The sequence below is a fragment of the Gemmatimonadota bacterium genome (genome assembly GCA_022560615.1).
In the GTDB taxonomy this organism is placed as follows: Bacteria; Gemmatimonadota; Gemmatimonadetes; order Longimicrobiales; family Gaopeijiaceae; genus UBA1138.
On sequence record JADFSR010000006.1, the window covers coordinates 92659 to 118280 of the forward strand.

A 25622-nucleotide genomic window follows, 5' to 3' on the forward strand; every position below is an offset into this window, starting at 1 on the left:
GACCGGCATCAGTTGAGCGCTCGTGCCACGATGACGGCCCTCGGCCGTTGTTCCGATCGAGCCGCCCCGATGGTTCGGGCAAGCGCGGCGGCCGGATCCTGGTCACCCTGGCACCGCTCGAACGGTATGCCCCAGGCATCGAGCGTAGGCTCGGTGAGCAGTGCGGCGGAGTCGACGTCCGCGCGGGTCAGGAGCTCGCTCGTACGTGGCTCGTCCGGCGTGAGGCCGGCGCTGGCCATCTTCCCGTAGCCTCGACCTGTTATCAGGATCGGGATGGGCGCTGCCATGCGCACCGCTGTGCCGCGGAGGCTGTCACCCGACTCGAGCAGCCCGGTGTTCTGAATGACGACGAGCGGCCGTGCCCCCCCGAGCCACAACCCAGAGGCGATCGCGAACGCCTCGCCCTCTCGGGTGACGGTGATGAGTCGCACCGAAGTATGATTCCGGAGCGCGTCGAAGAGCGGCGCGGACGTATCGTCCGGCAGGCCGACGACGTGCGTGATACGCGCCGCCGCGAGTGTTCGAAGCGTCTCGTTCAGTGTGGCCAGAGTTACCGTCCGCCAGTCGGATCAGTTGAAACGGGGACTGAAGTCTGTCGCTTGGTGATCCAACCCGCCAGCAGAATGGCGCCGATCATGGCGCCGGCGCCGGTCGCCAATTGCCACTGGGTCCAGACGATGATCGTGAGGATCCCGACGTAGAGAGCGATCGTAATCGCCGGAAGCACCGGGTGGCCCGGCATGGTGAAGGGTCTCTCGAGAGCTGGCTGGGAGCTGCGCAGCTTGAAGTAGCCCATGAGCACCATAGTGTCGACGGTGATCGCGACGGTCATCATGAACCGGATCAGCAGCTCGAAAGCGCCGGACAGCGCGAGCAGTCCGATCCACGCCGAGATGAAATAGAGAGCGTTCCTCGGCGTCCCGCGGCTGTCCACTCGCGAGAACGCCTTGGGCGCGAGCCCGTGCTGCGACAGACCATACGCCACGCGCGGGAGGCCCAGGAAGTTCACGTTGAGGCTGCTCACGAGGATGAGAAGGCTCGCAACGACGACCACCGTGCCTGCGGTACCGCCGAACACCGCAGCGATCGCGTCCTGCGCGACCAGCACGGAGCCGGCCATTTCCTCCGGTGTGAGCGCGGAGAGGAAGGCGACGTTCATCAGAAGGTAGAGCACCATCACCGCGAGCGAGCCGCCAACCAGAATCTTGGGCAGAGCCCTGCCCGGATCCTTGACCTCCGCGGCCATCTTGGCAGCGTCTTCCCAACCGTAGTAGGCGAACGAGATCGACTGGTAGGCGAGCGCAAAGCCGAGCAGGCCTGCGGTTGGACCGGACGTGCTGGTGACCGAAGGTTGGAAGCCGACGAGGTCCCCGGCCCACAGACCGGCGCCCGCGATCGCGATCACCACGAGGACCTTGATCGCGGTGGTGACGTTCTGAAACCTCGTGCTCGCTTCGAGCCCACGCGTGTGCAGGAAGAAGAAGGCGACGCACACGGCGAACGCGAGCAGCGGGACCGAGCCCCGTCCCCCCGTCAGGATCCGGAGGTATTCGGCGATCGCGATTGCCTTGACGGCGCCCGAGAAGCCGCGGGTCACGAGTAGCTCGGACCAGCCGGCGAGGAAGCCCATGCTGTCGCCCCACGCGTGGCGGGCATAGACGTACTTGCCTCCGGCTTCGGGCAGCGCCGCAGCCATCTCCGCGAGCACGAGCGTGGAGAGCGCCACCACCACACCGCCGAAGAACCACGCCGCGAGGATGAGCCACGGGTTGCCGAGGTGCCCCGCGATGAGGCCGGGCGTGCGCAAAATGCCCGCACCGATCACGATACCGACGGTGACCGCCATGCCGTCCCGGACTCCCAGGACTCGGTGCAGCTCGTATTTCGATCCGGAGTCGGTCACGCGGCTTTAGGGAAGGACGGCGTCTGGTTCCGCGCGCAACATGCGTCACCAACGCTTCGCCCCACAAGGAAGAGCTGGGGCGGGAGCATGGTCGGCGCCTAGCGGCGCTCGATCGTCACGCGCATGAGCCGGTCCAGCTCCGGGAACTCGGCGTCGAGATATGCGTTTCCCCCCGAGACGATCCGGCTCTGGTCTCCGCGGCGCACGCCGCCGCCCGAGTTCTCGCCGTACCCCGAGTAGATCGAGTCGACCACGCTGTCCATGCCTTCGACGACCCGCGCGAATGGGGCGAAGCCCTGCTGGTCGAGACGAGAGTTGTCGACCATGCTGATGAACACCTGCGTGGAGCGTGTACCGGGGTCGGTGAACGCGAAGGCCATCGTGCCGCGCGCGTTGCTCGCGACCACCGTGTCGTCCGCCATGCCTCGCTCGTACCACACGGCGCTCACCTCCGGATCACCTGAGACACCCCACTGGGTGATGAAGCCCGGTACGGTACGGTGAAAGCGCACGTCGTCGTAGTAGCCGTGGCGGATCAGGTTGTAGAACCGGTCGGCACCGATGGGCGCCCAAGCACGCACGACCTCGACGACGAACGCGCCCCGGGTGGTCTCGAAGCGGGCGCGAAAGGTATCCGGGGCGTTCTCGGACCAGGCGGGGTCGGTAGGGTCGAGCAGGATCGCTCGTGTGTCGACGGTGGAGCACGCGACCATCGAGAGCGTCGCGAGCACGAGGCCTTGCAGGTACGTACGGCTGAGAATCACGGCACCTTCTCCGCTAGTCCTGACTCTCGATCAAGACTGCCACGAGCCGGCCAGGCCCGTGCACGCCCTTCACCAGGATCTGCCCGATGTCGGCGGACTTGGACGGCCCCGAGTGGAAGCCGATCGCGGAAGGTAGGTCGTCAGCCAGGTCGATGAGCGCCTCACGCAGCGTCGCGTGTATGTCCCCGGTGTGAACGAACACGACGTGCGTCGGCACGAGCAGTTGGACACGCCGTCCATCTCTGGCATCCATGATGAGCGAGCCCGTCTCGGCGACGCCGCCTCTGGCTAGGGACACTCCGAGCGGCGCGGTGTCCGCGGCGCCGGAGGGAAGCGGAGGCCGCAGAGCATCGGGGACGGTTTCGCCCACCGCGCTGCTCTCGAAATCAGCGCAAAAGGACGCGAGCCACGCGGCGGCAGCGTCGACGTTCGGCTGGCGCACGACCTCACCTCCCGCTGCTTCCAGGAGCTGGACCAGTCCGTCTACGGGATGCGACGCGGCGGCTGGCCGCCACCCCCCGAACGTTCCGGGGTGCTCCACGGCATCTCGGTCGCTCAGCGCCTCCCGCACTCGCTCGAGAATCCGATCCCGCGCGCTCACTCGATGCCCTCCCTCCACATTTGCAGGAAGCTCTTCTTGCTCGACTTCGGTGCCGACCGCTCCTGCAGCCACCCGCCCACGACCGGCAGCGCGCGACCCCCGAGCTCGAGCGGCAGGTGACGCAGCACCGAACCGGCGGCGCTGAAGAGCTCGGGGCTCTGCGCGAGCTTCGCGTATGCCTTGAGGCCGATGGTCTCCACTGCAGGCGTGAGACCCTGTTCGGCGGCCTTCTCCCTCCAGTGCACGAGCAACTCGGGGATCGGGATGCGTACCGGGCAGACGTCGGTGCAGGCTCCGCACAGGGTGGACGCATAAGGGAGAGGCATCGCCTCCTCGAGGCCGAGCATGCCCGGAGCGATGATCGCTCCGATGGGGCCGGAGTACGTCCAGCCGTACGCGTGGCCCCCCGTCTGCCGATAGACCGGACAGATGTTGAGACACGCTCCGCAGCGCACGCACCTGAGTGCCTCCCAAGCTGCGTCGTCTGCGAGCAACTTCGTGCGCCCGTTGTCCACGAGCACGACGTGCACCTCGTCGGGACCGTCGACCTCGTCGTTCTTCCTCGGTCCCTGAATGAGCGAGACGAAGTTTCCCATCGGCTGCCCGGTCGCGGCACGCGCCGTGAGCTGAAGAAGCCCGGACACGTCCTCGAGTCTCGGCACCAGCTTCTCGATGCCCACGAACGCGACGTGCACGCGGGGCAGCGACGTCGCAAGTCGGATATTCCCCTCGTTCTCGATGAGCGCGACCGTACCGGTGTCCGCCGCCAGGAAGTTGGCGCCCGATATCCCAAGATCCGCGGCGAGGAACTCAGCGCGAAGCGCTTCCCGAGCCGCCCCCGCGAGCTCGTCCGGTTCTGCGTCGAGTGGCGTGCCCAGCCGTTCGTGGAAGAGCCTCCGGCAGTCGTCGACGCTGAGGTGAATCGCGGGCCCCACGATGTGGCTCGGCGTTTCACCCAGCAGTTGGATGATGTACTCGCCGAGGTCGGTCTCACGCACGTGCACCCCGAGGCCTTCGAGGTGCTGATTCACACCCAGCTCCTCGCTGAGCATGCTCTTGGCCTTCACGACGCTCTCAACGCCGTGCTCGCGCACGATCTCGCCGAGTACCGCGAGCGCGTCCGCCGCGGTCTCCGCCCAGTGTACACGGGCTCCGTTCGCTGTGAGCCGTTCTTCGGCCTGCTCCAGATACTCATCCAGCTTCCCCAGCACGTGCGACTTCACGTCCCGAGCCCAGTCACGCCATCGGTCCGCGTCGATCTGCTCCCAGGCGTGAACACGATGCGCGTCGAACGTGCGCGTGGCCGCGGTAATCGACGTGCGTACCTCGGGCTTCTCGCGAATCGTCTTGGCGGCCTCCTCTCGATACCTCGCGGGTCCCGTGAAGCTCACCGGGCCACGCCCTGCCAGAGCGCGCTCGCGAGGTGCACGAACGGAGGGCCGGTGCGGCGCTTCGTCGCTCGCCCTGAGAGCTGGAGCAAGCAACCTCCGTCGGACGAGGTCACGAAGTCGACGTCAGGGAGTGTGTCGATCTTCCGGTCGGCCATCGCGGCGGACACCTCGGGAAGCTTCGCGCTGAAGAGCCCGCCGAAGCCGCAGCACTCCTGGTCGGCCTCCCACTCGACCACCTCAGCGCCACAGCCAGCGAGCAGCGCGAGTGGCTCATCCTTCACCCCGAGCTCGCGGAGCGCATGACAGCCGTGATGATAAGCGACGCGACGTCCCTCGAGGCCCGGACCGAGCGTGTCGACTTTCAGCACCTGCCGCAGGAACTGCGACAGCTCGTACGTCCGGCTGGCGAGTGATTCTGCGCGTCCCGGGTCCGCGCCGGTCAGCCCGCGATAGAAGCATCGAATCATGCCCGCGCAGCTCCCCGAAGGGAGCACCACGTACTCGGAATCTGCAAAGACGTCCATCGTATGCGCGGCCATGCTTCGGGCTTCCTCGGGCCTACCGGCGTTGTAGGCGGGCTGTCCGCAGCACGTCTGCCCTTCCGGCACGTCGACGTCGACACCGAGGTGGCGGAGCAGCCGCACGGCGTCTGCGCAGGCCTCGGCGTAGAACTGATCGCACAGACAGGTGGCAAACAGAGAGACGCGCATCCGCTACCCGATGGGAAGGGGAGTGGCGACTAAGGTCATGCGTGGCAGCCTAGCCGTCGGAAGTGCCCGGTTTAGGGAAGAACTGATCGATCAGCACGGGGTTGCCGTCCGGATCGTCGAACGCGACGTGGGCCGGTGCCGTGCCGTCGGGCTCTGTATCCGTGGTCAACTCGATGCCCGCGTCGAGCAGCCGCTGGCGGATCTCACGCACGTCGGTGAATTCGGAGAGTTGCTCCTTGTCCTGCGACAGCCCGGGATTGAAGGTCAGGATGTTCTTTTCGAACATCCCCTGGAAGAGACCGATCACGGCGCCGCCATTCACCATGATGACGTAGTGCTCACGGTCCCCGCCGCTGACCTCGAAGCCGAGCTTCTCGTAGAACGCGATCGAGACCCCCAGGTCCTTGACGGTCAGGCTGATCGAAAACGCGCCGAGCTCCATGCCTGCCTCCTCTCCCGCTGCTTAAGCGGTGCGCCCAGGCCTATGCGGCCTTCCGGAGCTTCTTGAGGTCCCTGAACCGGATCAATCGCTGATTGTCCTCGTCCCACAAGGAGAGGTTGATCAGCTTCAGCGTATCGCGAAAGCGCACCTTGGTCACGACGTGGAACTCTTCGTTCTCGTCGTGCGCTTGCTGTAGCTTGTAGTTCGGAATCCGCGCGCTCATGTGGTGCACATGGTGCACGCCGATGTTCCCCGTAATCCACTGCAGAGGTGCGGGCAGCACGAGGTACGAGCTCCCGAGCAGCGAAGCGTCGTAGTAGTCCCAGCCCTCATGCCAGTGCCAGTACGTCTCTTCGAACTGGTGCTGCACGTAGAACATCCAGACGCCCAGCGTGGAGGCGATCAGCGTCACCGGAAGTTGAACCATCAGGAAATTTACGATCCCGATGGTGAGCCACATCACGGCGACGACCATCACGATCGCGACGTTGGTCCACCAAACGCTTCGCCACGCCTGCTTCCACTCCTTCGGTGCGTCCGTCGGGTAGCGGTGCTTGAGCAGGAACTGGTACGCGGGCCCTAGGCCAAAGAGCACGACAGGGTGCCGATAGATTCGGTACTGGAGTCTCTGCAGCCGGGTCAGCTCGTAGTACTCGCGCACGGTGAGCGTGTCGACGTCCCCGAAGCCGCGGAAGTCCAGATCGCCCGAATGAGCGTGGTGGTACGCGTGCGTCTTTCGCCAGTAGTCGTAGGGCGTCAGCAGCAGTGTCCCGATCACGCGCCCGAGCCAATCCCTCACCCGCCGGGACTTGAAGAAGTTTCCGTGTCCGCAGTCGTGCTGGATGATGAAGAGGCGGATCAGAAAGCCTGCGGTCGGAACCGCGAGCGCGAGCGTCAGCCAATAGCTGTACTCGAGGCTGCGCAGCATCGAGTACCACAAAATCACGAACGGGATCGCGGAGGTGAGCAGTTGTGTGACGCTCCGCTTGGTGTCCGCGCCCCAATACGGCTTCAGGATGCGATTCCATTGCTCGATCTTTGCACGATCGGGCTTGGCATGATGAATCGCGGAACTGCGCTTCTCAGACGAGATCTTCAGACGGTCACTCCTGCCTTTTTCTCACAGATGGACTGCTACGCTGTTCATTTCTCCTCGTTTGAACAAGGCCGATGGGTCACGAGCGTCCGACTCGGGCTCGCTCAATTCCCCTCCAGGATGTTCGCGACTTCTGTCCGCACGTCTCGCAGGTGGATGCGCGTCATGCCATCGCCGGCGTTCGGCATAGCGTCGCCGATCGCGCCGTCGAGGTCCTCGAGCGTGGCCCGCATGACAGCTCGGATGTCCGATGTCCATGTCGCCGGCACTGGGTTGTTCGACCGGGTCAGCTCGGCTTCCGTCGGGTTGAGGCGGTTGTCGACGGACTCCAGGAACGCACGCTGCACGTTTCGTCGGTACGTATTGATGCGCACGGACCGGTCGTCCAGCTCCGACCAGATGCCGTCCACGAGATCGCTCATCAGGTCGGCGATCGAATACTGCTCATCCGCGCGGTCAGCCATCGCCTCGAATTCGATCAACCTCTCCAGCTTGGACTGACCCAGAAGGCTGTTCAGAACACGGTTCTGCTGCGTGCGAAAGCGCGCCACCACTCCCGTCGGCTCGATCCTGCGCAGGATGTCCTCATCGAGGAACATCTCAGGGACGTGGAACGCCGTGCTGTTGAGGTAGTCGACCGCCTCACGCTGCCGCGACTTCGCGACCGGCTCGAAGCGGGGCCCGGTCCCGTATTTCTCCTGGCTTTGGGCGCCACCGACGATCGCGGTGACGTGGCCCATGTAACGACCCCACTGACTCACTGCCTGCCCGTAGAGCGTCTCGAGCTCGGCGTAGCTCTCTCCAGGCTTCTCGGTGACCTCGAGCATCATGTCCATGACGCGCCCGAGGTTCAACATGCCGTATGTGGTGGACTTCACGGCGTCGGCGTCGCCGACCGCTTCGGTCAACGCCTCCGGGTCGGAGCCGGCCGCATCCGAGGTAGTGAAGCGGAGCCACGGGAACTTGTCCTGCTCGCGGGCCCACTCGTCGAGCGTTGCAAGCTCCTCGTCCGGCGTCTCCGCTCCCGGAATCGGTGCGTAGCCCCAATGCAGCGCGAACTGGTCGTACGGCCCCACTTTCGGGATGAGGTATTCGAGCGGGATGTTGTCCTCTGGTTGCGCGACGTAGTTGAAGCGGGAGTAGTCCATGAGCGTAGCGACGTGGCTGCCTCCCATGCGTTCGAGGAAGGACACGCTGCGTACGGAGTCGGCGGGGTACATCGCCGACGCTTTCATGTTGTGCGGGAAGCCGATCGAGTGACCGATCTCGTGCGAGACCACGTACTCGACGAGCCTGCCCATCAAGGAGTCCGGCAGGGGCAGCGACTGGGCCCGCTCATCCAGCGGACCCACCTGGATGAAGTACCAGTTCTTCTGCAGCTCCATGATGTTGTGGTACATGTTGACCTCCCCCTTCAGGATCTGCCCTGAACGGGGGTCGACGACCTGTCCGCCGGTCGCGTTCGCGACCGTCGAGGGACGCCAGTAGATCGCCGAGTTGCGCGCGTCGTACAGTGAGAAGCTCGGGTCCTCCTCGGGCGTCGGCGCGATGCGGCCGAAGATCGCGTTGCTGAAGCCCGCCGCCTCGAACACAGGTTGCCACGCCTCGACTCCGGAAACGATCCACGGCTTGAGCCAGTCCGGCGTCGCGGGATCGATCCAGTATGTGATCGGTTGCACCGGGTCCGAAATCGCCGCGTTCGGGTTCTGCTTCTCCAGCCTGAAGCGGTGGATGAACCGTACCTGCTCAAGCCGGTTGTCCGGCCGCGTGAAGTCGTAGGAACGGCTCGAGTTGAAGCCCACGCGGTCGTCGTGCCAGCGCGGCATCATCGGCTCGTCGGGCAGGCGGGCCATGCTGAACAACTTCTTCACGGTCTGAGACCGGCTCTCGTTCCCGCCCCGCCCCCCGCGGCCGCCGCCGGGGGGGCCACCACGACCGCGCGCTCCGCCGGCAGTGCCCGAACCGCTTTGGGTGACCTGGACGTTCACGGCGTCGTCGAACGACCAGGAATCCTCGACCCAACTGCGCCCACGGTTCAGTCCGTCGATCGGCCCGAACTCGGGGATGCTGGACAGGAAGAGGTCGGAGACGTCGATGACGGCTGCGCTGTCTGCTCCGTACGCTTCAACGTCGAAGGTCGCGAGCACCGGACCCTTCCGAAAACCGGAAACGGCGCCCCAGACCGCAGCACTCTCGTCGGCGATGACGTCGTACTCCTTCTCGCGCAGGATGACCCGATCCTTGTTCCTCTCCCACTGAACGATGAGCCTCGGGCCACCGCCGAAGAACGAGCTCGGACTCTGCAGCGTCGACTCTATGGTGCGCTGAATCAGCAACATCTCCTTGCCGAGCTCCACGGCCGGAATCTCGAAGAAGAGGTCGCCGTCCACTTCGTGCACGTCGAACATGCCGGGCTTCGTAACGGCATCCTCGGTGATGACTTCCGAATACTCCTTCGGACCGCCGGAGTCATCTTCGTCGTCGCTGTCACCACCGCCTCGGCCGCCGGGACCGCCCCCACGCTGCTGGGGGGCCAGCACGGGAGCCGCGAACGCCGATACCGCCTGAGGGATCAACATCGGGAAGAGTGCTACGAGCGCGATCGTAAGAAAACCGGTCAGTCGTTTCATGCTAGGCCTGGTCGGAAGACGGCGAGCTACGCAGGGTAGGTGGCTGCTAGTCGCGCGACAATACGACAGCCACCCTCCACTCGGTGCTGTCGTACGCATCGATGAGCGCGACGATCCCAAGACGGGCAATCGCGCCCGCGTGTGAAGCAGGGTCTCCCTTGAAGAGGTCGGGCAGGTCGCCCGCTCCGGCGGGACTCGGCGCGACGTACATCTGCCAGGCTCCCTCGTCGAGATACGCCTGCAACATGACGTGCGTGGGCGCGCTCTCGGGGATCAGCCAGGTATCATCAGCGGCCTGTTGCCAACCGTCTCGATCCGCGATCTGCTCCATATCCTCACGATCCTCACGATCCTCACGGCCCGTCAGGTACGTGGACCCCTCCAGGCCCCGTAGCGCCTCCATGACGTCGGTCTGGGCATGAAGCAACTCCTCAGGGGGCTTGTCGGCGAGCTCCCAGAGTCCTGGAGCGACGCGCGCACTCCCGACGGATTCGATTACGCCAGCGACGGCTGCGGGCGAGCAATCGGACCGATACCGATGCCCGGGCGCTCGGATCTCCAGATTGTCCTCGGCGGGGTGCAGGCCCCCGCCCGCGAAGATCCACCGGTACGCCGCCGTGTCGGCGCTGCCGCACGCCGGACATGGGCGCATCGCATCGTCTCGGTACGCGACATGGAGCCCGCTCACGCTCGCCCGGGCCATCACGTCGGCGCGCGACTCCGTCGCGCCGATCACCTGGCCCGACAGGATCACGTCGACCAAGCCCGGGGCGTCTTCGAGCGTGGAGTCCGCCACGTGCGCGGGGACGAGAACGCGTGCGATCCACCACTCGACGTCGTAGTCGGTGATCTCGCCGTGTCCGCACACGAGGCATCGCCACCCCTCGATCGGAGGGTCGGGGGGATGGACCCACGCCGCCTCGAAGCGCTCGTCGGTCCGTTCGCATGCGAGCTGATAGACGCGCTCACCGAGGACGGCGAGCAATCGGTTCGCCCACGGTACCTGCATGCGTTCGAGCGCGTGGCCGTTGACGGGGTCGAGAACCAGATCGTTGAATGAGCCGATGCCGCCGTAGGCATCCAGCAAGGTGGGGTCGATGGGGCCGGTCTGCGCGTTCTCGAGGTGCCCGCGAGCCCATAGGAGCCAGCGGCCCTCGCCGCTGTACTCGAGTAGGCGGACGAGTCCGGCCAGCGCGAGTCCGGCGCGCGTCGCTCCCATCGTCACGTGCCGATGGTGACCGCGCCTTCGGAAGCCGACGTGACGAGCCGTGCATACTTGGACAGCACTCCGTCCGGCAGAGGCTTGATGGGGGCCTGCCACTCCGAGATGCGAGTGCGGATCTCATCGGCGTTCAAGTCCAGAGAAACGGTGCCTTCGGCAAGATCGAGCGTGATCATGTCGCCGTCGCGCACCGCGGCGATGGGACCACCGTCCACGGCCTCGGGCGAGACATGTCCGGCCATGAGGCCGTGCGTGGCGCCCGAGAAGCGGCCGTCCGTCAGTAGCGCGACGGAGGAGCCGAGTCCTGCACCCGCGAGCGCGGCGGTCACCGCCAGCATCTCACGCATGCCCGGCCCACCGCGTGGCCCTTCGCATCGGATGACGACGACGTCCCCTTCCTTGAAGCCACCCTCCTGAAACGCCTTGAAGGCGTCCTCTTCGCTGTCGAACACCCGAGCAGGACCTCGGTGGAACCCACGCTCGTGACCGGCGGCCTTCAGCACGCACCCGTCAGGGGCCAGGTTGCCGCGCAGAATGTAAAGGCCACCCCGGGCTTTCAGCGGGTTCTCGAATGGGCGCACGACCTCCTGGCCAGGCGTCTCTCGGGCTCTGGCGACCTCTTCGGCGAGGGTACGCCCAGTGACGGTAGGTGCCTCACCAGCGACGCACCCTGCGTCGAGTAGCCGCCGAGTGACGAGCGCCACGCCGCCCGCGGCGTGCAGATCCGGCGCGTTGAATCGGCCCCATGGCTTCATGTCCGCGAGGACCGGAGTTCTCGCGCTGATCCGAGCGAAGTCCTCGAGCGAGAATTCCACGCCGGCCTCGCGGGCGATCGCCAGCAAGTGGAGGACCGAGTTCGTGGACCCGCCGGTGGCCACGGCAAGCGCGACGCCATTCTCCAGTGCGGTCCGCGTGAGGAATTGCCGGGCCGTGAGGCCCGTCTCCACCAGATCGACCACCAGACGCCCGCACTCGCGCGCGACGTCCATCTTCGCCGGGTCTGTCGCCGGAACCGATCCGCTCCCCATGGGCGAGATCCCCATCGCCTCGAAGACGGTTGCCATCGTGTTGGCGGTGAACTGCCCGCCGCAGGCTCCGGCTCCGGGGCAGGCGGCCTTCTCGATCGCCTTCAGCTCTTCTTCATCGATGCGCCCCGCCGCATGCGCGCCGACGGCCTCGAAGACGTCCTGAATCGTCACGGGGCGGCCATTGTGCATCCCGGGCTGGATCGATCCCCCATACAGCATGAGGCTCGGCTGGTCCAGGCGTGCCAATGCCATCACCGTGCCTGGGATCGTCTTGTCGCACCCCGAGAGCGCGACGACGCCGTCGAACAGGTAGCCGCGGCTCATGAGCTCGATGGAGTCGGCGATGACCTCACGGCTCACGAGCGAGGCCCGCATGCCGGACGTGCCCATCGTGATCCCATCCGAGACCGCGATCGTATTGAATTCGAGCGGCGTCCCGCCGGCCTCGCGGATACCCTCGCGGACCCCGTCCGCCAGTCCGCGGAGGTGGATGTTGCAGGGCATCGCATCGGTCCAGGTATTCGCGATCCCGATGAGCGGACGCTCGAAGTCCTCGTCATCCAGACCCACGGCACGCAGCATCGCCCGCGCCGGGGCCCGCGCGGGTCCTTCGAGCAGCTGTCGGCTCCTCAGCAGGGGGAGCTTCATCGTTTCCTCCCTTGTTCTGAAGCTTCAGTGTGGGCTCGGGGACCGCTCGGCGCGAACCGCTCGGTCTCGAACTCGAGCTGGCGCACACCGGACAACGCCCGGCAGCCGCTTCGCTTGATTGGACGCCGCCTCCCGCTCCCTACTTACATAACAATCGGTCCAACTTGGTCTCTGCCCCTCACCCGAACCCGGAGCTAACTGGCCACCGGCCTCACGGCCCTGAGCCTGCGCGCCTTGAATCGTAGTCGGACGGTACGAGGGCACAGATGAATTTCTAGGTCGCAGGAGCCCACGCGGCTGAAACGAAGTCAGAGACCACGACGATCGTCGCCTTACCTTCGACCGCCGCGCTGCGGCGGGTAGGGGGAGCTGCGCGCTCTTGACTCCGAGGGCCTGATACGTGTTAGGTGTCCGACCACCAGTAAGTTATCCCTACACCGACTCGGAGCCGCCGTCCGACGGCGCGTTCATCCGTGTCCCGACTACCGTCATTGAATGGCGGACTGACCACCAGGGACCAAGTCGCCGAGGCACCAAGTCCGATCTGCAGTGATCGGGCCACCTCCCGCGAGAGTACGGCGGAGCCCCCGGCCAGAAAGCCACTCGCAGGCTCTTGGTAGATGCCTCGATGGACCCATGTGTACCCGGCGACAGGACCCACGCCGAGGTGCCACTTCCCCCTCGCCCATGCTCGAGACATATCCAGAATGAGGTCCCATGTCTTGGCCGAAGTCTCTGCCAACTCGTCCGCATGATGCCCGCGGAGTAGAACAATGCTGAAGACGTATCGGTTATCGAACTCCACCCCCGCTTCAAGCCCCAACGCCACCCCATTCGCGAGTCCCTCGAAGAGCTCCTCTCCGACCGAGGCTATCGCCTGGGACCGCACTCCCAAGAAGAAGGCAGTCACTTCTCTCACTTCCACTTCGGTCGCCACCGATGCGGTATTTGGAACGGGCGTCTGTGCCGCGAGGCCGCTCACCCACGCAATCGCTAGCAGCCCGACAAGGCCACCTCTTTGAGCTCCCACCACACCGCCACTTCAGAGGACACATGACGTCTCGCGATTCTGGGGGACAAGAATGGTGACCACGCGCGTAGCGCGCGACCCTTATGCCGACTCGCGACCGCAGCATCGCCTGTCATATGGGTGCGCCCCCGCCAGCCCCTTTGTGGCCAAGTCCTTCCTGCGGAGCGGCTTGATCCTCTTCAGGTCCACCCTTGTCTCCCGCTGCGCGCGAAAGAGGTCCCACCGGAGTTGGTGACGACAGTATGTTTGCCTTGCCTGCCTGATTATATCGGCGCTAGGCCGTCTAACGACTTTGGAATTCTGCTGCCGGACCAGCCTGCCCACCCAAGATCGCGAGCTGCAAGGCGAGTGATCTGGATCGCAATGCTGATCTCTACCCACCCTTCTTCCAGGCCTCGATCAAGGACGACAGAGGGAGCCCCGCACCACGGTCTGTCCACACCGCGATCACGCCGCACCGCGCGTCAGAGCCACTGAATTCCCCCGGAACAGAAGCAGCTCCCGCATACCCCTCGATCAACGCGACGTCCATCGTTTCGACCCGCTTGATGCCGTCGAACGATCCAACTTTCATCCCGTCGAGGTAGAACGTCGGCGAGCACCAGCCCTGTCCGAAGCTAAACGCATCTCTGAAGACGGGCTGCGTTCCACCGATCATTCGAATACTGGGTAGAGTGCGCACGAGCGACGACATAGGCGGTGATCCACGAACGGAGATCTCTTCTGCCGTGACAAAGGACCCGAAGCCGAGGCGAACTCGATGTCGGAGGTCGTAGAGATCGATTAGACCCCTTCTGGGAAGGGCGAATACCACGATCGGATCCAACTCGATCGGGCGTACACCCAAGGTGACATCCAAGAAGATTCCCGGACCCTCTACCAACGTGATGTCGGTGTCGAGGACCTCGTATCCAAGCTGCTCCACCCGGATGGAGTGCCGACCGACAGGCACAGACGAGAACTCGAAGACGCCGGTGGAGCCCGCCACGGCAACATCGGTCCCGTCTAGGATGATCCTCGTCCCTGGGATCGGCGCGCCGCTCAGGTCATCGAGAACTCGACCGAAAACGGGACTCGTCGATCCAGCGGGATCGGGCACGTCAGCGGCGCGGGAAGCTGGCACCAGCTCGAGGAGGGCGGACTCGTCCTGAGACTCGCGCAAAGCCACGGCGACCGGGGAGGAGGAAATAGCCCGAGGCTCGAGCAAGGAGGGTAGCAGTGCCGTCGCCGCGAAGCCGGAGCTCGAACCTCCCGTCTCTTCCGCTCCGTACTTCATCGAGCACCGTCATCTCTGCACTGAGCAACGAGACAATGGCGCCCTCTATGGGGCCGCGGGACTGGCTGTCGAACACCAATCCTCGGACGACTTGGGCGGACACTGGGCAAGGCGACAGTCGGGCCAGACTCAGCATGATGATGCACACGACGGATCGCTGCACTCGCTGCGGGTCGATCTGCCAAGACTCCATGCTCATCATACGACGCAGTCCATGTTCACCCCTGTTAGAGAGCAACTTGGCTATGATATCGTAATGTGATATCGTTATGAAGTGAACGCAACTCAGCGCAAGACATTCCAGTGCATCTTCGGAAGGCCCACACGGGCTGACGTTCGCTGGTCCAGCATCGAGGGACTGGTCAGGGCGTTGGGGGGCGAAGTCACCGAGGGTCGTGGTTCTCGGGTCCGATTCCGACTCGGAGACCGCGTGGCGACTTTCCACGGACCACACCCTAAGCGGGTCACCGGGAAAGCGACTCTCGAGGACGTCAGACGTTTCTTGGAGAATGCGGGAGTCCGGCCATGATCGAGTACAAGGGGTACACCGGGGTCTTCGAGTTTGACCCGTCCATCGATGCGTTTCACGGACGTGTGATCGGACTTCAGGATGTCGTGACGTTCGAGGGGCGCTCTGTTGAGGAGCTTCGGAGCGAGATGGAAGAGTCTGTCGAGGATTACCTCTCGCTTTGCGCGGAGGTTGGCAAGGAACCAGAGCGACCCTACCGCGGGGAGTTCTTGGTTCGCACGACGCCAGAGGTACATAGGGCGGTCGCGACCGCAGCGGAGGCCGCCGGACTAAGTCTGAACGCTTGGGTCGAGACGACCATCTCCGCGATTGCCGACCAGCGTCGTGTTGCCCCAATACCGCGAACAGGGGTCTCCAAAAGGGCGGCCAAGAAGACGAAGAGGGCGACAGCTGAGCGGCGCAAGTGAGAACCAGTGTTGCCATCGAACGTCTCGCGATGCTAAGACGCGTGATTGACGGCATCGGTTTAGCTTGACGCCCAACAAATTCATAGGATGAGGGGAACGATATTGGCAATTCGGGCAGGGGACCGCGTCCGGGCTGCGGCGAGGCTGCTCGGAGCGCTCGCGTTGACGGCATGCGGTGGTGACGACGCGACCGACGTACGCGCGCTCGCGGTCTCCATCGAGCCGAGCCGGGCGCTCATCGTAGGTGTCGGCGAGAGCGTGGACTTCGGCGCGGTGGCGCGCGACACCGATGGCACTCTCGTCACTGGGGAGACGCGATGGGCGTCGGATCCCGCGATCGCCGAGATCGGCCCGAATGGTGTGGCGACGGGTGTGGCGGCCGGTGTCACAACGATCTCCGCCACGATCCGGGGCGCAACCGGCACGGCTCATCTAGAAGTCTTCGTGCCCGACGCGGTCGCCGCGTACGAGGTCGGCACGAGCTACCTCGGGCGCAACGGATACGTCGAGTACATGCCAGGGGAGCTGCCGGTCGTGCTGTCGGCACCTCACGGCGGGGCGTTCACGCCCAACGAGATCCCGGATCGCACCTTTGGCACGACGGCCACCGATCGCAATACCGTCGAGCTCATTCTCGCCGTACGCGAGTCGTTCCTCGAGCAGACAGGCCGAGCGCCACACGTCATCATCTCCCACCTCGCACGTAGCAAGTTCGATGCAAACCGCGAGATCGTCGAGGCTGCCCAGAGCGATCCGTTCGCGGAGCAGGCTTGGGAGGAATTCCAGGACTGGATCGGGATGGCGCGGGTGACGATTGATCAGGACTTCGGTCGGGGCATGTATTTCGACTTGCACGGTCACGGTCACGACATCGACCGGCTCGAGCTCGGCTACCTGCTGAGCGCGAGCGACCTCAACCAGTCTGACACGCCGCTCAACGCGCTGGCAGTCGTCGCCCGCAGCAGCATTCGCGACCTCGGCCGGGATTCGCCGCTCCCGTTTTCACAACTTCTGCGTGGACCTACCTCCCTGGGCGGCTATCTGCAGGCCGAGGGTGTGCGCGCTCTGCCCAGCCCGGGCGATCCCTCGCCTGGCAGCGATGCCTACTTCACGGGTGGGTACAACACCCGCCGGCATGGCGCCGTTTCGGACGGTGAAGTCATCAGCGGGGTCCAGATCGAGCATCACTTCCCGGGCCTCCGGGACACCGATGCCAACCGGCGCACGTATGCGGCACGGCTCGCGCGGTCGATCCGGCTCTTCATGTTGCAGCACTACGGCTTCTTCTCCCCTTGATCCTCACGTAGCGCACGGGTGGAGACCCGGCTATGGCAGAAGGGGTGGTGGACCTCCGGTCCACCACCCCCCAGTGAGGCGTCGAGCTTGGATCGCGCTCAGCGTCCTCGGTTTCGTCCGAGCCCCCTCAGAGGCGATCGGCCCTCGCGCGTTGTCAGGTCGATCTCCATTTCTTCGCCGTTCACCACGATGGTCGCTGTCTCGTCGCCATCGAACGTGATCGTGATATTCGCGACGCGTGTCTCGTCACCGTTCGGGCCGTTTACGACCGACCCGGTCATGGAGCGGGTGATCGTACCGGAAATCGGGTATCGTGTCTCTGATCCCGGTACGGGCACGACGACATTGCTGTACGTGAACGTGCCCGACATCTGTGACGTACGGACTGTCCCGTCCTCAGCGATATTCCGGCTGCGGGTGATTTCCTCCTCGCCGCTTCCGTTCCAGGTACGGTGAGTCTCTGCACCCGCCATACCCGAGACGGTCATGTCGCGCAGGCGATAGATGGTTGCGGTCCAATCGTCGCGCGCGACGTCACCACTGACCTCGCTCTGGTAGTGGATGCTCGCCGTGGTTTCCTCGTCGTAGCTCTCTTGCTCGGCACCGGCCGCGTCATAGAAGGTCTCTGTGCGAGTACCGGAGAGCAGATCACCGATGCCGTGTCGGCCGCCTGGTTGACCGTGCCCGCCCGAATCGCCGGTGCCGCCTGGTCCACGGAATGCAAACGGCATGCTCCACGTCCCGACATCCTCGAGAGCCGCGTCGGCCGCGACGATCGCCATGTCCAGGAGCAGGCCGTCGTCGATCGAATCGAGTCCGGTCGAATCCTCGCAGGCCGCGACCGCGAGGCCGGCGGCCAACGCGAGCGTGCCCCTCACTACGATCCGTCTTTGTCTCATGATTCTCGTCCTCTACCAGTTGGGGTCGCACCTCCCCATACAACAGTTGTGATGTTTCTGATGTGAAGGACGTTAAGAGGCCCGCGAACCACACACCCCCGAGGCAGCCTACGGCTACGAGCTCGCCTCTGGAAATGAGCGGCCGATCTCTTCCGCGGAACGAAGTGACAGTGCCGAGAACGTGAGCGTCCCGTTGTTGCATCCGGCTGACACGAGTGTCGGCGCGCCAACCACGAAGAGGTTTTCGTGATCGTGAGTCCGCCCCCAGGAGTCGACGACGCTGGTGTTGGCATCGTCGCCCATGCGGCAACCGCCGCCTGGGTGGTCCTGTGTGCTGTCCACGGAGGTGCGTAGCACACGCCCCCCTCCTGCTCGCGCCACGCGGTCGAAGTTCTCGCGAATCCGGTCCTCCGTGTGGCCACGGACGTCGCGCGACACTAGTGCGTCTCGAAACTCGAGCCTCGGCATCGGGTCCCCGAAGCGGTTGGTGGTCGCCCGGTCCAGCGTGAGGCGACTCTCCCGGTCGGGGATCACGTCGTAGTAGGAGCGAAGGCGCGTCGTTCCCGTCGCGCTGCGAGCTCTCCAGTCGGCCATCACCTCGTCCCCGAGCAGAACGCTTCCGGAGTCGTCTCTCAGCCGGGGTCCCCTCGATACCGTGGACTCCCAAACGCGGAAGTCGTGCCGCACGTATCGCCCGTTGGAGAGCCCCGGCCCGCCCGGGAGCTGAGGGCGCTGGAAGTGCTTCGAGAGCAGGCTGTGGCTGTAGTACATGCCGGGGAGCAGCCGCATCGGGAGCTCGACGAACGCGTTGACGTTTCGATGGCCGGTCATGTAGCGGCCGAGTGTGCCCGAGGAGTTGGCCATGCCGTCCGGGAAGCGATCGCTAGCCGACAGCATCAACAGGTGTGGACTCCACGTATAGCCGCCGGCGAGTACGAACGTCCGGGCCCGGAAGACGATGTCCGTGTCGGGATCGTCGTAGCTGCGCCCGATCGCCGCGTGGATGCCGTCCGACCCGGCTTCGAGTTCGAGCCGTCGTACCAGCGTGCGCGTCTGCAGCCGAATCCGACCGGCATCGAGCAGCTGCGCGAACGTGAAGTCCGGTGAGTACTTGGCGCCGGTCGGGCAGATGTTGCAGGTGTCGCACCGCTGGCAGACGTTGCGCCCCCTCCACGGCTCGGTGTTCTTTGCGACCGGGTTCGTCCAGATTGGAAGGTCTGCACTCTCGATCCACTCGCGCAGCCGCTTAAGCGTCCACGTGAGTGGCACCGCACGCATCGGGTACGGCGATGCACGGGGATCCAGTGGTTCCGGGCCCTGCTCCCCGGCGACACCGATCCGTTCTTCGGCTTCCTGGTAGTACGGGTCCAGCGTGTCGTAGTCGATCGGCCAGTCCGTATGCACGCCGAACAGCGATTGCAGACGGAAGTCCTCGGGTGAGAAGCGCGGAACGACCCCACCCCAGTGCAGCGCCTGGCCGCCGACAACCATCGAGCGGGACATTATGCCCTCAGCCGACTGATCGTCGATGTGGTCGTTGGTCCACGGATTCTCACCGTAGGCGACGAATCGGTGGCGTCGCTGTTGACGGTCTGCGAGTGGGGCCGAGTGCCCGCCAGCCTCCACGACGAGCACGTCTACGTCGCGCTCTTCGGTGAGCTTCTCGGCGACCATCGCCGCGCTGATGCCGCCTCCGATGATCAGGACGTCGGTCTCCACCTGCCGCATCACACCGCCTCCGGCTCGGACGGCGCCGTGTCGATCCCTCGGCAGGATCGCTCCGCGATGCGTCGCCCGTAGCAGCGATCGACCGCCTCGCTCGAGCCGAACCAGTGCGCCATGAGCGCGACCGCGACGTGCCGTGCCCGCAGCGGGTTCGGAAGTCCGGAGCCCCCGTCCAGCCCCTGCCGCGTGATCAGATCGCGTCGTTGGGGGATGTCGAGCTCGGCGAAGGACGAGCCGGTTCGCCTGCTCGCCTCGATCTCGAGCGCTTCGAGCTGAGCCTGCCAGGCAGGGACGGGGTCGGGTGGCCCGTAGCGGATCTCCGACGTGCCGTACCCGTGGTTCAACTCCGCAACGGGCTCGTACTCGGACGCCCATTGCTCGAAGGCTTGCACGGCGTCTTCACGAGACGCGTCTTCCAGGTCGGAAGGCAGGACGACCTCCGCGACGGCGCGCAGCACCGCCGCGTGCAGTGGGGCTGCCGAGTCCCCCTGGCGTTCGGCGCTGCCCGGCGCGCAGCCGGAGACCGCTGCCGCGGAAAGCGCGGCGCCGGAGCGCTTCAGAAACGTGCGACGGTCTTGGGGCATAGTTCGGGTCCTCACTTGGCTGCGGCGTGCCAATCTATCTCGCCAGCGCGTACGCCACGAGTGTTCCGGCCGTGCCGCCACCACCAGTGGCGATCACGACGAATTGTCTCGCGTCCGACGTCGCGTAGCTCATCGGATTCGCGTATCCACGCCCGGGCAGCGGAGCGCTCCACAGCTCCGCGCCCGTTGCAGAGTCGAACGCGTAGAGCACATCGCCTCCGCCTGTGAGGAAGACGAGCCCACCCGCCGTAGCGACTGGGCCGGCCGCTCCGGTGACGCCGAGGCGCTCGGGCAGCTCGACGCTCGCCAGCGCGGGGTGCTCGCGAACGTCCCGCCGGTCGCCCACCGCCTTCTGCCACACGATCTCCCCGGCGTTCATGTCGATGGCGGTCAGCGTGCCGTACGGAGGATCGGAGATGGGGAGGCCCTGTACTCGCAGCGTGCGCGACGACGTGCGATCGATCGCGTAGTCCGCGACCGTGGTCTCGGGATTTGCCGCGGCGATGCGAAGAAGGCTCGGTTCTTCGGTCGACTTCACGAACAGGTAGCCCGTGGTCGGGTCGATCGCCGCGCCGCCCCAGTTCCCGCCCCCGATGATGCCGGGCATCGCCAACGTGCCCTCGAGCGACGGTGGTGTATACAGGTTCCCGAACCGATAGCCACGCGTGAGCTCGATCGCCTCGGCGCGCAGCGCGGGTGTCAGGCTGATCAGGTCGTCTTCGGTGAAACTCTGCTTGGCGAACGGAGGCGGCTTCGTCGGGAACGGCTGCATGGCCGCGGCTACCTCGCCGGGCACGCTACTCGCGAGAACCTCACGTTCCTCGATCGGCCACACGGGCTCCCCGCTCTCACGGTCGAACGCGTACACGAAGCCGGTCTTGCCGACAATGGCGACCGCGTCCACACTGCGACCATCGACCTCAGCCGTGTAGAGAACCGGGGGTGCCGGCAGGTCGTAGTCCCAGAGGCCGTGGTGAACCGTCTGGAAGTGCCAGAGAAGCGCTCCCGTGCGCGCGTCCACCGCGAGCAACGACTCGGCGTAGAGGTTGTCGCCGAGCCTGTGCCCTCCGTAGTAGTCGTTGCTGGGAGTGCCGACGCCGAAGTAGAGCACGCCTCGCTCCTCGTCGACGACCATGGGCGCCCACGCATTGGTGTGTCCTGTCACTTTTTCGGAGCCGTCCTCCCATGTCTCGTTCCCGGGCTCCCCCTCCTGCGGGATCAGGTTGAGGTTCCAGACTCTCTCCCCCGTGCGCACGTCGAACGCCTGAAGGTTGCCGGGCGGATCGTTCGGGTAGACGAACCCGTCCCATACGCCGTTGCCGAGGATGACGAGATCCTCGAAGACCAGTGGCGGAGACGTCTGCGTATAGTGCAGCGGGTTGGTCGGCCACAGCAGGTCCCGGGTCAGGTCGATTTCGCCGCGCTGGCCGAACGACTCGATCTTCGCCCCCGTAGCGGCGTCGATGGCGATCAACCGCCAGCGCGTATTCAGGAAGATCCGCCGCTCGCCTTCACCCGACCACATCGCGATGCCGCGGTGCACGAAGCCGGTTCCGTTCGGTGGCTGCCCGAAGTCGGTTGTGCGCGGGTCGTATGCCCAGAGCTGCTCGCCCGTCCCGGCGTCCAGCGCGACGACACGGTTGTATGGGGTCGACAGGTACATGGTGTCCGAGATCACGATCGGCGTGACCTCGAAGTCGCCGGGTCGCACCGTCTGGTTGCGCACCGGACGTGCGGGTCCGTCGAGCGGTCGTTCACCCGTTTCCCAGGTCCAGGCGACTTCGAGGGCCGCGACGTTGCTACGGTCGATGGTGGCCAACGGCGAGAACTTCGTGCCGGCCTGGTCGCGGCCGTAGAAGGGCCAGTCGGCGTCAGTGAACGTTTTCGTGGTCCGCGAGACGTCGGGGGCGCTGCAACCGGCGATCGCCATCAACGCGAGGACGAAGCCAACGAATACGATCCCTTTCACGAGCCCGCCCCGCGCTCGATCAGATCCGTGGCTGCGCGCGTCGCCTCGTCGATCGCCTCGAGAATGCGGTTTCGCTCCCGGAGTAGTTGTGCCATCGCGAAGCGGTACCGGTCCGACGAGGGGTCTTCCTCCGCGAGGATGCGAGCGGGCTCTAGGCCGGGCAGCGGACGGCTGTAGATACCCGGGTCGGGGTGATGGTCACTTCCCGGCACGAACATGATCCGGTGGAGCGGGCGGAGGACGCGGAGGATGGCGCTGTCCAGCGCCCTCGTCGAGTCCTGCGGCACCGGGGCACGAGCGAAGGCCTCCGTCCACATCTCGAGCAGCCGATCCACTCGGGCGCGCGCCTGAGACAGGTCGAGCGCCCGCTCGGACTCCGCCTCCCGCTCCATCAACGCGTCCATCAACGCATCCAGCTCGAGCTGGATGCTCACAGGGTACACGGGCGCTGCCACGAGCTCCGAGATCGCGGTGACGTACAGCTCGGTGTCGGTCCTGAGGACGTCGAAGTCGATCTTGTCGTAGGTGTCGTCCGGTGTGTGCCACCACCAGTAGCCCCCGTCTTCCGCCGATCGCGAATGGTTGAACTGCAGCAGAGGAAGCCCGATCCCGTTGAAGGCCTGGTCCGAGTTGCGTCCGGGGCGCCCGGGGCGAATGGCCTGGCCGGTCAGGCTACCGACGATGTCGATCGCGAGGGGGGCGAGCGCCGGAGACGTGGATGCGCCGAAGCGTCGGGCGCCCATCTGCCCAACGCCGTCGATGTTCAGGTAGGCGAGCCCGCGCCTTCGCAGATCGTCGAAGAAGGTATCGGCGAACCAGGTCGAGCCGGCGTAACGACCGTTCGAGTGGCCGGGCCACCAGGCGACCAACAGACCGTGCCGCATTTTGTCCCGGTTCTGGTGGTAGGAGATGGCCATCTGCAGCATCGCCGCGTTGGACGCACCCTCGTCGGTGCCCCCGTGGTACCACCCGTCGATGTGCCCGCCGAGGAGCACGTACGGCGTCGTGTCGTCAGCACCGTCAGGCATGATGCGAGCGACGCAGAGGCGGAGCGGCTTCCAGCCCGTGTCGACCTCCGTGCGCACGCGCACGGTGACGTCAGCGCTCGCCATCATCGCGCGCAGACGGTCTCCGTCGCTCCTCTTGATGTGCGCGACCGGTAGCTTCGGTAGACGGTGCTGGCTCCTCAGCGAGGGTGTGCCCCAGGTCGACGTGACGATGAGATCGTTCACGCGCTCTTCGGGATTCACGAAGATCGCCGCGACGGCACCCAGTTCCTCGAGCACCCGCGTCGAGATGTTTCGCGGCTGGCCCGTTACGATCGCGACCTTCCCGCGTACGTGCTCGAAGCCGCTGGGGTCGCGAACGACGAGCCGTTCACCCGTTCCGAGCTCAAGCTCCGGGAGGTCCCCCAGGTCCCCCAAATCGATCGCGACACCTTCGACTCCCTCGGTGGCGCCGGAGAATGCCATCGTGATCGCCTGCGGGTCGAAATCCGTGCCGGGCACGGTCACGGATGCCGAGATGGGGTTGCTCGTGTAGCCCATGAACTCGTGGACTTCGACCGGGACCCCCGCCGCCGCCAACGTCGCCACGATGTAGTCGATCGCCGCGTTCTCGCCCGGGCTTCCCGAGGGCCGCTCGTACCTGGTGATCTCGCGGGCATGCGCGTCGAGGCGGTCGGTCGTGACCGCGGCCAGCACCCGAGCTGTGAGGTCCGGCTGCTGCCCAGCGACGCGCGTCGCGTCGGCGAGGGTGAGGGCGAAAGAGGCGATGGTCCCGACGACGAGCGACCTCATGGATTCCTCCTGGTCTGTTAGTGGCCGGTCGTAGGAGTACAGTGGGCTGTGTTACCACGCCACTCAGTTCGATACGGCCTGGTCACTTTATTGTCACTTCTCACCAGGATGACCCACCTATTCTCACGAGCATGACCCACCCCCTCGTGACTTCCCGGTTTTCGGGGTCGTGACTTCTTGGGATTAGTAGTTTCTGGGTTTGGGTTTGGCTAATTCCTCCTTCTTCGGGGTGGGGTTGAGGTGGCGATCCCTGGCCGCTGCCGAGTGCGGTAGCTGTCGCCCTCGAGGACGATCTGATAGGCGTTGTGCGCGAGGCGGTCGAGGGCGCTCTGAGCGAGGATGGGGTCATCGAAGAGGGGGATCCATTCGTCGATACTGCGGTTGGAAGTGACGATGGCGGATGTGCGTCGGTGGCGCTCGATGATGATCTCGTAGAAGTCGCTGGACTGCTGGGCATTGAGGCGCCGGAGTCCAAAATCGTCAATGACGAGCAGATCAGGCGCGAGCAGAGAGCGGATGACCTTCTCGGTGGAGTTATCGGCCCTGGACTGGTGGATCATCTTGAGCAGGTGGTCGGATCGGAGGAAGAGCACGCGGTGCCCTGCGCGGCAGGCAGCGTGGCCGAGGGCGCAGCGAGGAAGGTCTTGCCGACACCAACGGGCCCGAGGAAGAGGATGTCTTCGTGGCGGTCGAGGAAGCCGAGGCCGAAGAGATCACGTACGCGGTCGCGGTCGAAGGTGACTGGCGCGTCCCAGGTCGAAGTCCTCGAAGGTGTGGAGTTCGTCGAAGCCCGCACGATCGAGGCGGTTGGAGAGGTTCTTATGGTCACGACGTCCGATCTCGTCGGTGAGGGCGAGCTCGAGGAAGTCGAGCGGTGCGCGGCCACTCTTCTGGGCGTGGGCGGCGCGGTCGGGCAGCGTGGGCACGAGGCCACTGAGCTTGAGCCGCTTGAGCACGGCCTGGAGCGAGGGTTTGACGTCATTCATGAGTCGGACTCCTGGGTGGGTGCGTGTGAGAAGCTCCCTGGGGAGCGCAGGAAGCGGGTCTCGATGGGGATCACGGCGGCATCCTGGGCGATGGGCAGTTCGAGCTGATCGAGATCCTTGAGGAGGATAGACTCCACGCGGCGGACGTTGATGAGCTCGAAGGCCAGGGCACGCCGGCAGGCCGACGCGACGCGATGCTCACCGTACTTCTTGGTGAGGGGGAGCAGCTTCTGGGCCTGACGGATCTTGGTCCAGGGCAGCGTTCCGGAGAGGAGTTGCTCCATGAAGCGACCGATGTCGGAGCTGAGGGCCATGGCCTGGCGGATGATGCGCTGGGGGTCCCGGAGCGCGTAGGGCGTCAGTTCGGCGGGATAGTCGTTGTAGTCCGTGGATCGGCCGCCTGGGTCCTGACGGGGATGGGTCTTGATGAGGGAGCCACCGTCGTAGATGTGCACCAGCCCTGTGTCGGCACGGACCCAGACCTGTTGGCGGATGTAGCGCGTGGGGACCGAGTACAGGGCCTTGCCGAAGTTGATGTGATGGTCCGGGTGGACCTTGCACGGCCACCGCCGACTTGCTCTCGCCCCGGCGTGTTTACGTACGTCGCCGGGGCATGGGTGGTCGTCGACACCATGCACCAACGCCTCTGGCGAACGCCAGTTGCGCTAAGTACTAAGTATGGATCTC

The 25622-nt window shown here is 65.4% G+C and carries 25 protein-coding genes; 3 read left to right on the top strand and 22 right to left on the bottom strand.

The annotated features are described in order from the left end of the window. Positions 1–8 precede the first annotated feature (8 nt). The 13 genes from IIB36_05775 to IIB36_05835 form a co-directional block, all read right to left on the bottom strand. Positions 9–548: a hypothetical protein gene (locus IIB36_05775; protein ID MCH7531261.1), complete on the bottom strand. Its 540-nt coding sequence runs from the start codon at positions 546–548 to the stop codon at positions 9–11. Positions 549–550: 2 nt separating this feature from the next. Then, on the bottom strand, positions 551–1903 hold the full coding sequence (locus IIB36_05780) for an amino acid permease (GenBank protein MCH7531262.1): 1353 nt from the start codon (positions 1901–1903) through the stop codon (positions 551–553). 98 nt (positions 1904–2001) lie between these two features. Continuing rightward, positions 2002–2616, bottom strand: coding sequence for a peptidylprolyl isomerase (locus IIB36_05785; GenBank protein ID MCH7531263.1), 615 nt, complete (start codon positions 2614–2616; stop codon positions 2002–2004). 64 nt (positions 2617–2680) lie between these two features. Then, positions 2681–3268 carry an LUD domain-containing protein gene (locus IIB36_05790; GenBank protein ID MCH7531264.1) on the bottom strand — a complete coding sequence of 196 codons (588 nt, stop codon included), beginning with the start codon at positions 3266–3268 and terminating at the stop codon, positions 2681–2683. Beyond that, positions 3265–4659: an iron-sulfur cluster-binding protein gene (locus IIB36_05795; protein ID MCH7531265.1), complete on the bottom strand. Its 1395-nt coding sequence runs from the start codon at positions 4657–4659 to the stop codon at positions 3265–3267. The genes IIB36_05790 and IIB36_05795 overlap by 4 nt, the downstream gene beginning before the upstream one ends. Beyond that, positions 4656–5369 (bottom strand): (Fe-S)-binding protein, encoded by a 714-nt coding sequence (locus IIB36_05800; GenBank protein ID MCH7531266.1) that lies wholly within the window; start codon positions 5367–5369, stop codon positions 4656–4658. The genes IIB36_05795 and IIB36_05800 overlap by 4 nt, the downstream gene beginning before the upstream one ends. Before the next feature lie 49 nt (positions 5370–5418). Continuing rightward, positions 5419–5811, bottom strand: a complete 393-nt coding sequence (locus IIB36_05805; GenBank protein ID MCH7531267.1) for a VOC family protein — start codon at positions 5809–5811, stop codon at positions 5419–5421. A 40-nt stretch (positions 5812–5851) separates the two neighbouring features. Beyond that, positions 5852–6739: a fatty acid desaturase gene (locus IIB36_05810; protein ID MCH7531268.1), complete on the bottom strand. Its 888-nt coding sequence runs from the start codon at positions 6737–6739 to the stop codon at positions 5852–5854. Between the two features lie 272 nt (positions 6740–7011). After that, positions 7012–9537 (bottom strand): zinc-dependent metalloprotease, encoded by a 2526-nt coding sequence (locus IIB36_05815; protein MCH7531269.1) that lies wholly within the window; start codon positions 9535–9537, stop codon positions 7012–7014. Positions 9538–9583: 46 nt separating this feature from the next. Beyond that, positions 9584–10756, bottom strand: coding sequence for a hypothetical protein (locus IIB36_05820; GenBank protein ID MCH7531270.1), 1173 nt, complete (start codon positions 10754–10756; stop codon positions 9584–9586). A 2-nt stretch (positions 10757–10758) separates the two neighbouring features. After that, a complete protein-coding gene (gene ilvD / locus IIB36_05825) occupies positions 10759–12435 on the bottom strand; it encodes a dihydroxy-acid dehydratase (protein ID MCH7531271.1) in 1677 nt (558 codons plus the stop codon). A gap of 403 nt (positions 12436–12838) precedes the next feature. Next, positions 12839–13417 carry a hypothetical protein gene (locus IIB36_05830; GenBank protein MCH7531272.1) on the bottom strand — a complete coding sequence of 193 codons (579 nt, stop codon included), beginning with the start codon at positions 13415–13417 and terminating at the stop codon, positions 12839–12841. A gap of 421 nt (positions 13418–13838) precedes the next feature. Further along, a complete protein-coding gene (locus IIB36_05835; GenBank protein ID MCH7531273.1) occupies positions 13839–14741 on the bottom strand; it encodes a carboxypeptidase regulatory-like domain-containing protein in 903 nt (300 codons plus the stop codon). Between the two features lie 274 nt (positions 14742–15015). Here IIB36_05835 and IIB36_05840 point away from each other — a divergent pair, with 274 nt between their 5' ends. The 3 genes from IIB36_05840 (at position 15016) to IIB36_05850 (ending at position 16973) form a co-directional block, all read left to right on the top strand. Beyond that, on the top strand, positions 15016–15270 hold the full coding sequence (locus tag IIB36_05840) for a type II toxin-antitoxin system HicA family toxin (GenBank protein ID MCH7531274.1): 255 nt from the start codon (positions 15016–15018) through the stop codon (positions 15268–15270). After that, a complete protein-coding gene (locus IIB36_05845) occupies positions 15267–15677 on the top strand; it encodes a type II toxin-antitoxin system HicB family antitoxin (GenBank protein ID MCH7531275.1) in 411 nt (136 codons plus the stop codon). The genes IIB36_05840 and IIB36_05845 overlap by 4 nt, the downstream gene beginning before the upstream one ends. 102 nt (positions 15678–15779) lie before the next feature. Next, positions 15780–16973 (top strand): Ig-like domain-containing protein, encoded by a 1194-nt coding sequence (locus IIB36_05850; protein MCH7531276.1) that lies wholly within the window; start codon positions 15780–15782, stop codon positions 16971–16973. A 98-nt stretch (positions 16974–17071) separates the two neighbouring features. Here the strand turns inward: IIB36_05850 and IIB36_05855 are convergent, their stop codons facing one another. The 9 genes from IIB36_05855 to IIB36_05895 all read right to left on the bottom strand — a co-directional run bounded on the left by IIB36_05855 (position 17072) and on the right by IIB36_05895 (position 25573). Beyond that, positions 17072–17872 carry a hypothetical protein gene (locus IIB36_05855; GenBank protein MCH7531277.1) on the bottom strand — a complete coding sequence of 267 codons (801 nt, stop codon included), beginning with the start codon at positions 17870–17872 and terminating at the stop codon, positions 17072–17074. A gap of 114 nt (positions 17873–17986) precedes the next feature. After that, a complete protein-coding gene (locus IIB36_05860) occupies positions 17987–19603 on the bottom strand; it encodes a GMC family oxidoreductase (GenBank protein ID MCH7531278.1) in 1617 nt (538 codons plus the stop codon). Then, the gene (locus IIB36_05865) at positions 19600–20181 is read right to left on the bottom strand and encodes a twin-arginine translocation signal domain-containing protein (GenBank protein MCH7531279.1); all 582 of its coding nucleotides are present in this window, start codon (positions 20179–20181) and stop codon (positions 19600–19602) included. The genes IIB36_05860 and IIB36_05865 overlap by 4 nt, the downstream gene beginning before the upstream one ends. Positions 20182–20215: 34 nt before the next feature. Further along, positions 20216–22150 (bottom strand): pyrroloquinoline quinone-dependent dehydrogenase, encoded by a 1935-nt coding sequence (locus tag IIB36_05870; GenBank protein ID MCH7531280.1) that lies wholly within the window; start codon positions 22148–22150, stop codon positions 20216–20218. Then, the gene (locus tag IIB36_05875; GenBank protein ID MCH7531281.1) at positions 22147–23949 is read right to left on the bottom strand and encodes a M28 family peptidase; all 1803 of its coding nucleotides are present in this window, start codon (positions 23947–23949) and stop codon (positions 22147–22149) included. Before IIB36_05875 ends, IIB36_05870 begins: the two co-directional genes overlap by 4 nt. 209 nt (positions 23950–24158) lie before the next feature. Further along, the gene (locus tag IIB36_05880; GenBank protein ID MCH7531282.1) at positions 24159–24542 is read right to left on the bottom strand and encodes an ATP-binding protein; all 384 of its coding nucleotides are present in this window, start codon (positions 24540–24542) and stop codon (positions 24159–24161) included. After that, positions 24506–24778 carry an ATP-binding protein gene (locus IIB36_05885; GenBank protein ID MCH7531283.1) on the bottom strand — a complete coding sequence of 91 codons (273 nt, stop codon included), beginning with the start codon at positions 24776–24778 and terminating at the stop codon, positions 24506–24508. Before IIB36_05885 ends, IIB36_05880 begins: the two co-directional genes overlap by 37 nt. Further along, on the bottom strand, positions 24663–24935 hold the full coding sequence (locus tag IIB36_05890; GenBank protein MCH7531284.1) for a hypothetical protein: 273 nt from the start codon (positions 24933–24935) through the stop codon (positions 24663–24665). Before IIB36_05890 ends, IIB36_05885 begins: the two co-directional genes overlap by 116 nt. Next, on the bottom strand, positions 24932–25573 hold the full coding sequence (locus IIB36_05895) for a hypothetical protein (protein ID MCH7531285.1): 642 nt from the start codon (positions 25571–25573) through the stop codon (positions 24932–24934). Before IIB36_05895 ends, IIB36_05890 begins: the two co-directional genes overlap by 4 nt. Between the last annotated feature and the right edge of the window lie 49 nt (positions 25574–25622).

Bases quoted from the DNA above. Each gene is read 5' to 3' on its own strand.
- IIB36_05785 (MCH7531263.1), bottom strand. From the start codon at position 2,616: ATGGTCGCGTGCTCCACCGTCGACACACGAGCGATCCTGCTCGACCCT.
- IIB36_05800 (MCH7531266.1), bottom strand. From the start codon at position 5,369: ATGCGCGTCTCTCTGTTTGCCACCTGTCTGTGCGATCAGTTCTACGCC.
- IIB36_05805 (MCH7531267.1), bottom strand. From the start codon at position 5,811: ATGGAGCTCGGCGCGTTTTCGATCAGCCTGACCGTCAAGGACCTGGGG.
- IIB36_05810 (MCH7531268.1), bottom strand. From the start codon at position 6,739: ATGCTGCGCAGCCTCGAGTACAGCTATTGGCTGACGCTCGCGCTCGCG.
- IIB36_05815 (MCH7531269.1), bottom strand. From the start codon at position 9,537: ATGAAACGACTGACCGGTTTTCTTACGATCGCGCTCGTAGCACTCTTC.
- IIB36_05820 (MCH7531270.1), bottom strand. From the start codon at position 10,756: ATGGGAGCGACGCGCGCCGGACTCGCGCTGGCCGGACTCGTCCGCCTA.
- ilvD (MCH7531271.1), bottom strand. From the start codon at position 12,435: ATGAAGCTCCCCCTGCTGAGGAGCCGACAGCTGCTCGAAGGACCCGCG.
- IIB36_05835 (MCH7531273.1), bottom strand. From the start codon at position 14,741: ATGAAGTACGGAGCGGAAGAGACGGGAGGTTCGAGCTCCGGCTTCGCG.
- IIB36_05845 (MCH7531275.1), top strand. From the start codon at position 15,267: ATGATCGAGTACAAGGGGTACACCGGGGTCTTCGAGTTTGACCCGTCC.
- IIB36_05855 (MCH7531277.1), bottom strand. From the start codon at position 17,872: ATGAGACAAAGACGGATCGTAGTGAGGGGCACGCTCGCGTTGGCCGCC.
- IIB36_05865 (MCH7531279.1), bottom strand. From the start codon at position 20,181: ATGCCCCAAGACCGTCGCACGTTTCTGAAGCGCTCCGGCGCCGCGCTT.
- IIB36_05875 (MCH7531281.1), bottom strand. From the start codon at position 23,949: ATGAGGTCGCTCGTCGTCGGGACCATCGCCTCTTTCGCCCTCACCCTC.
- IIB36_05890 (MCH7531284.1), bottom strand. From the start codon at position 24,935: ATGAATGACGTCAAACCCTCGCTCCAGGCCGTGCTCAAGCGGCTCAAG.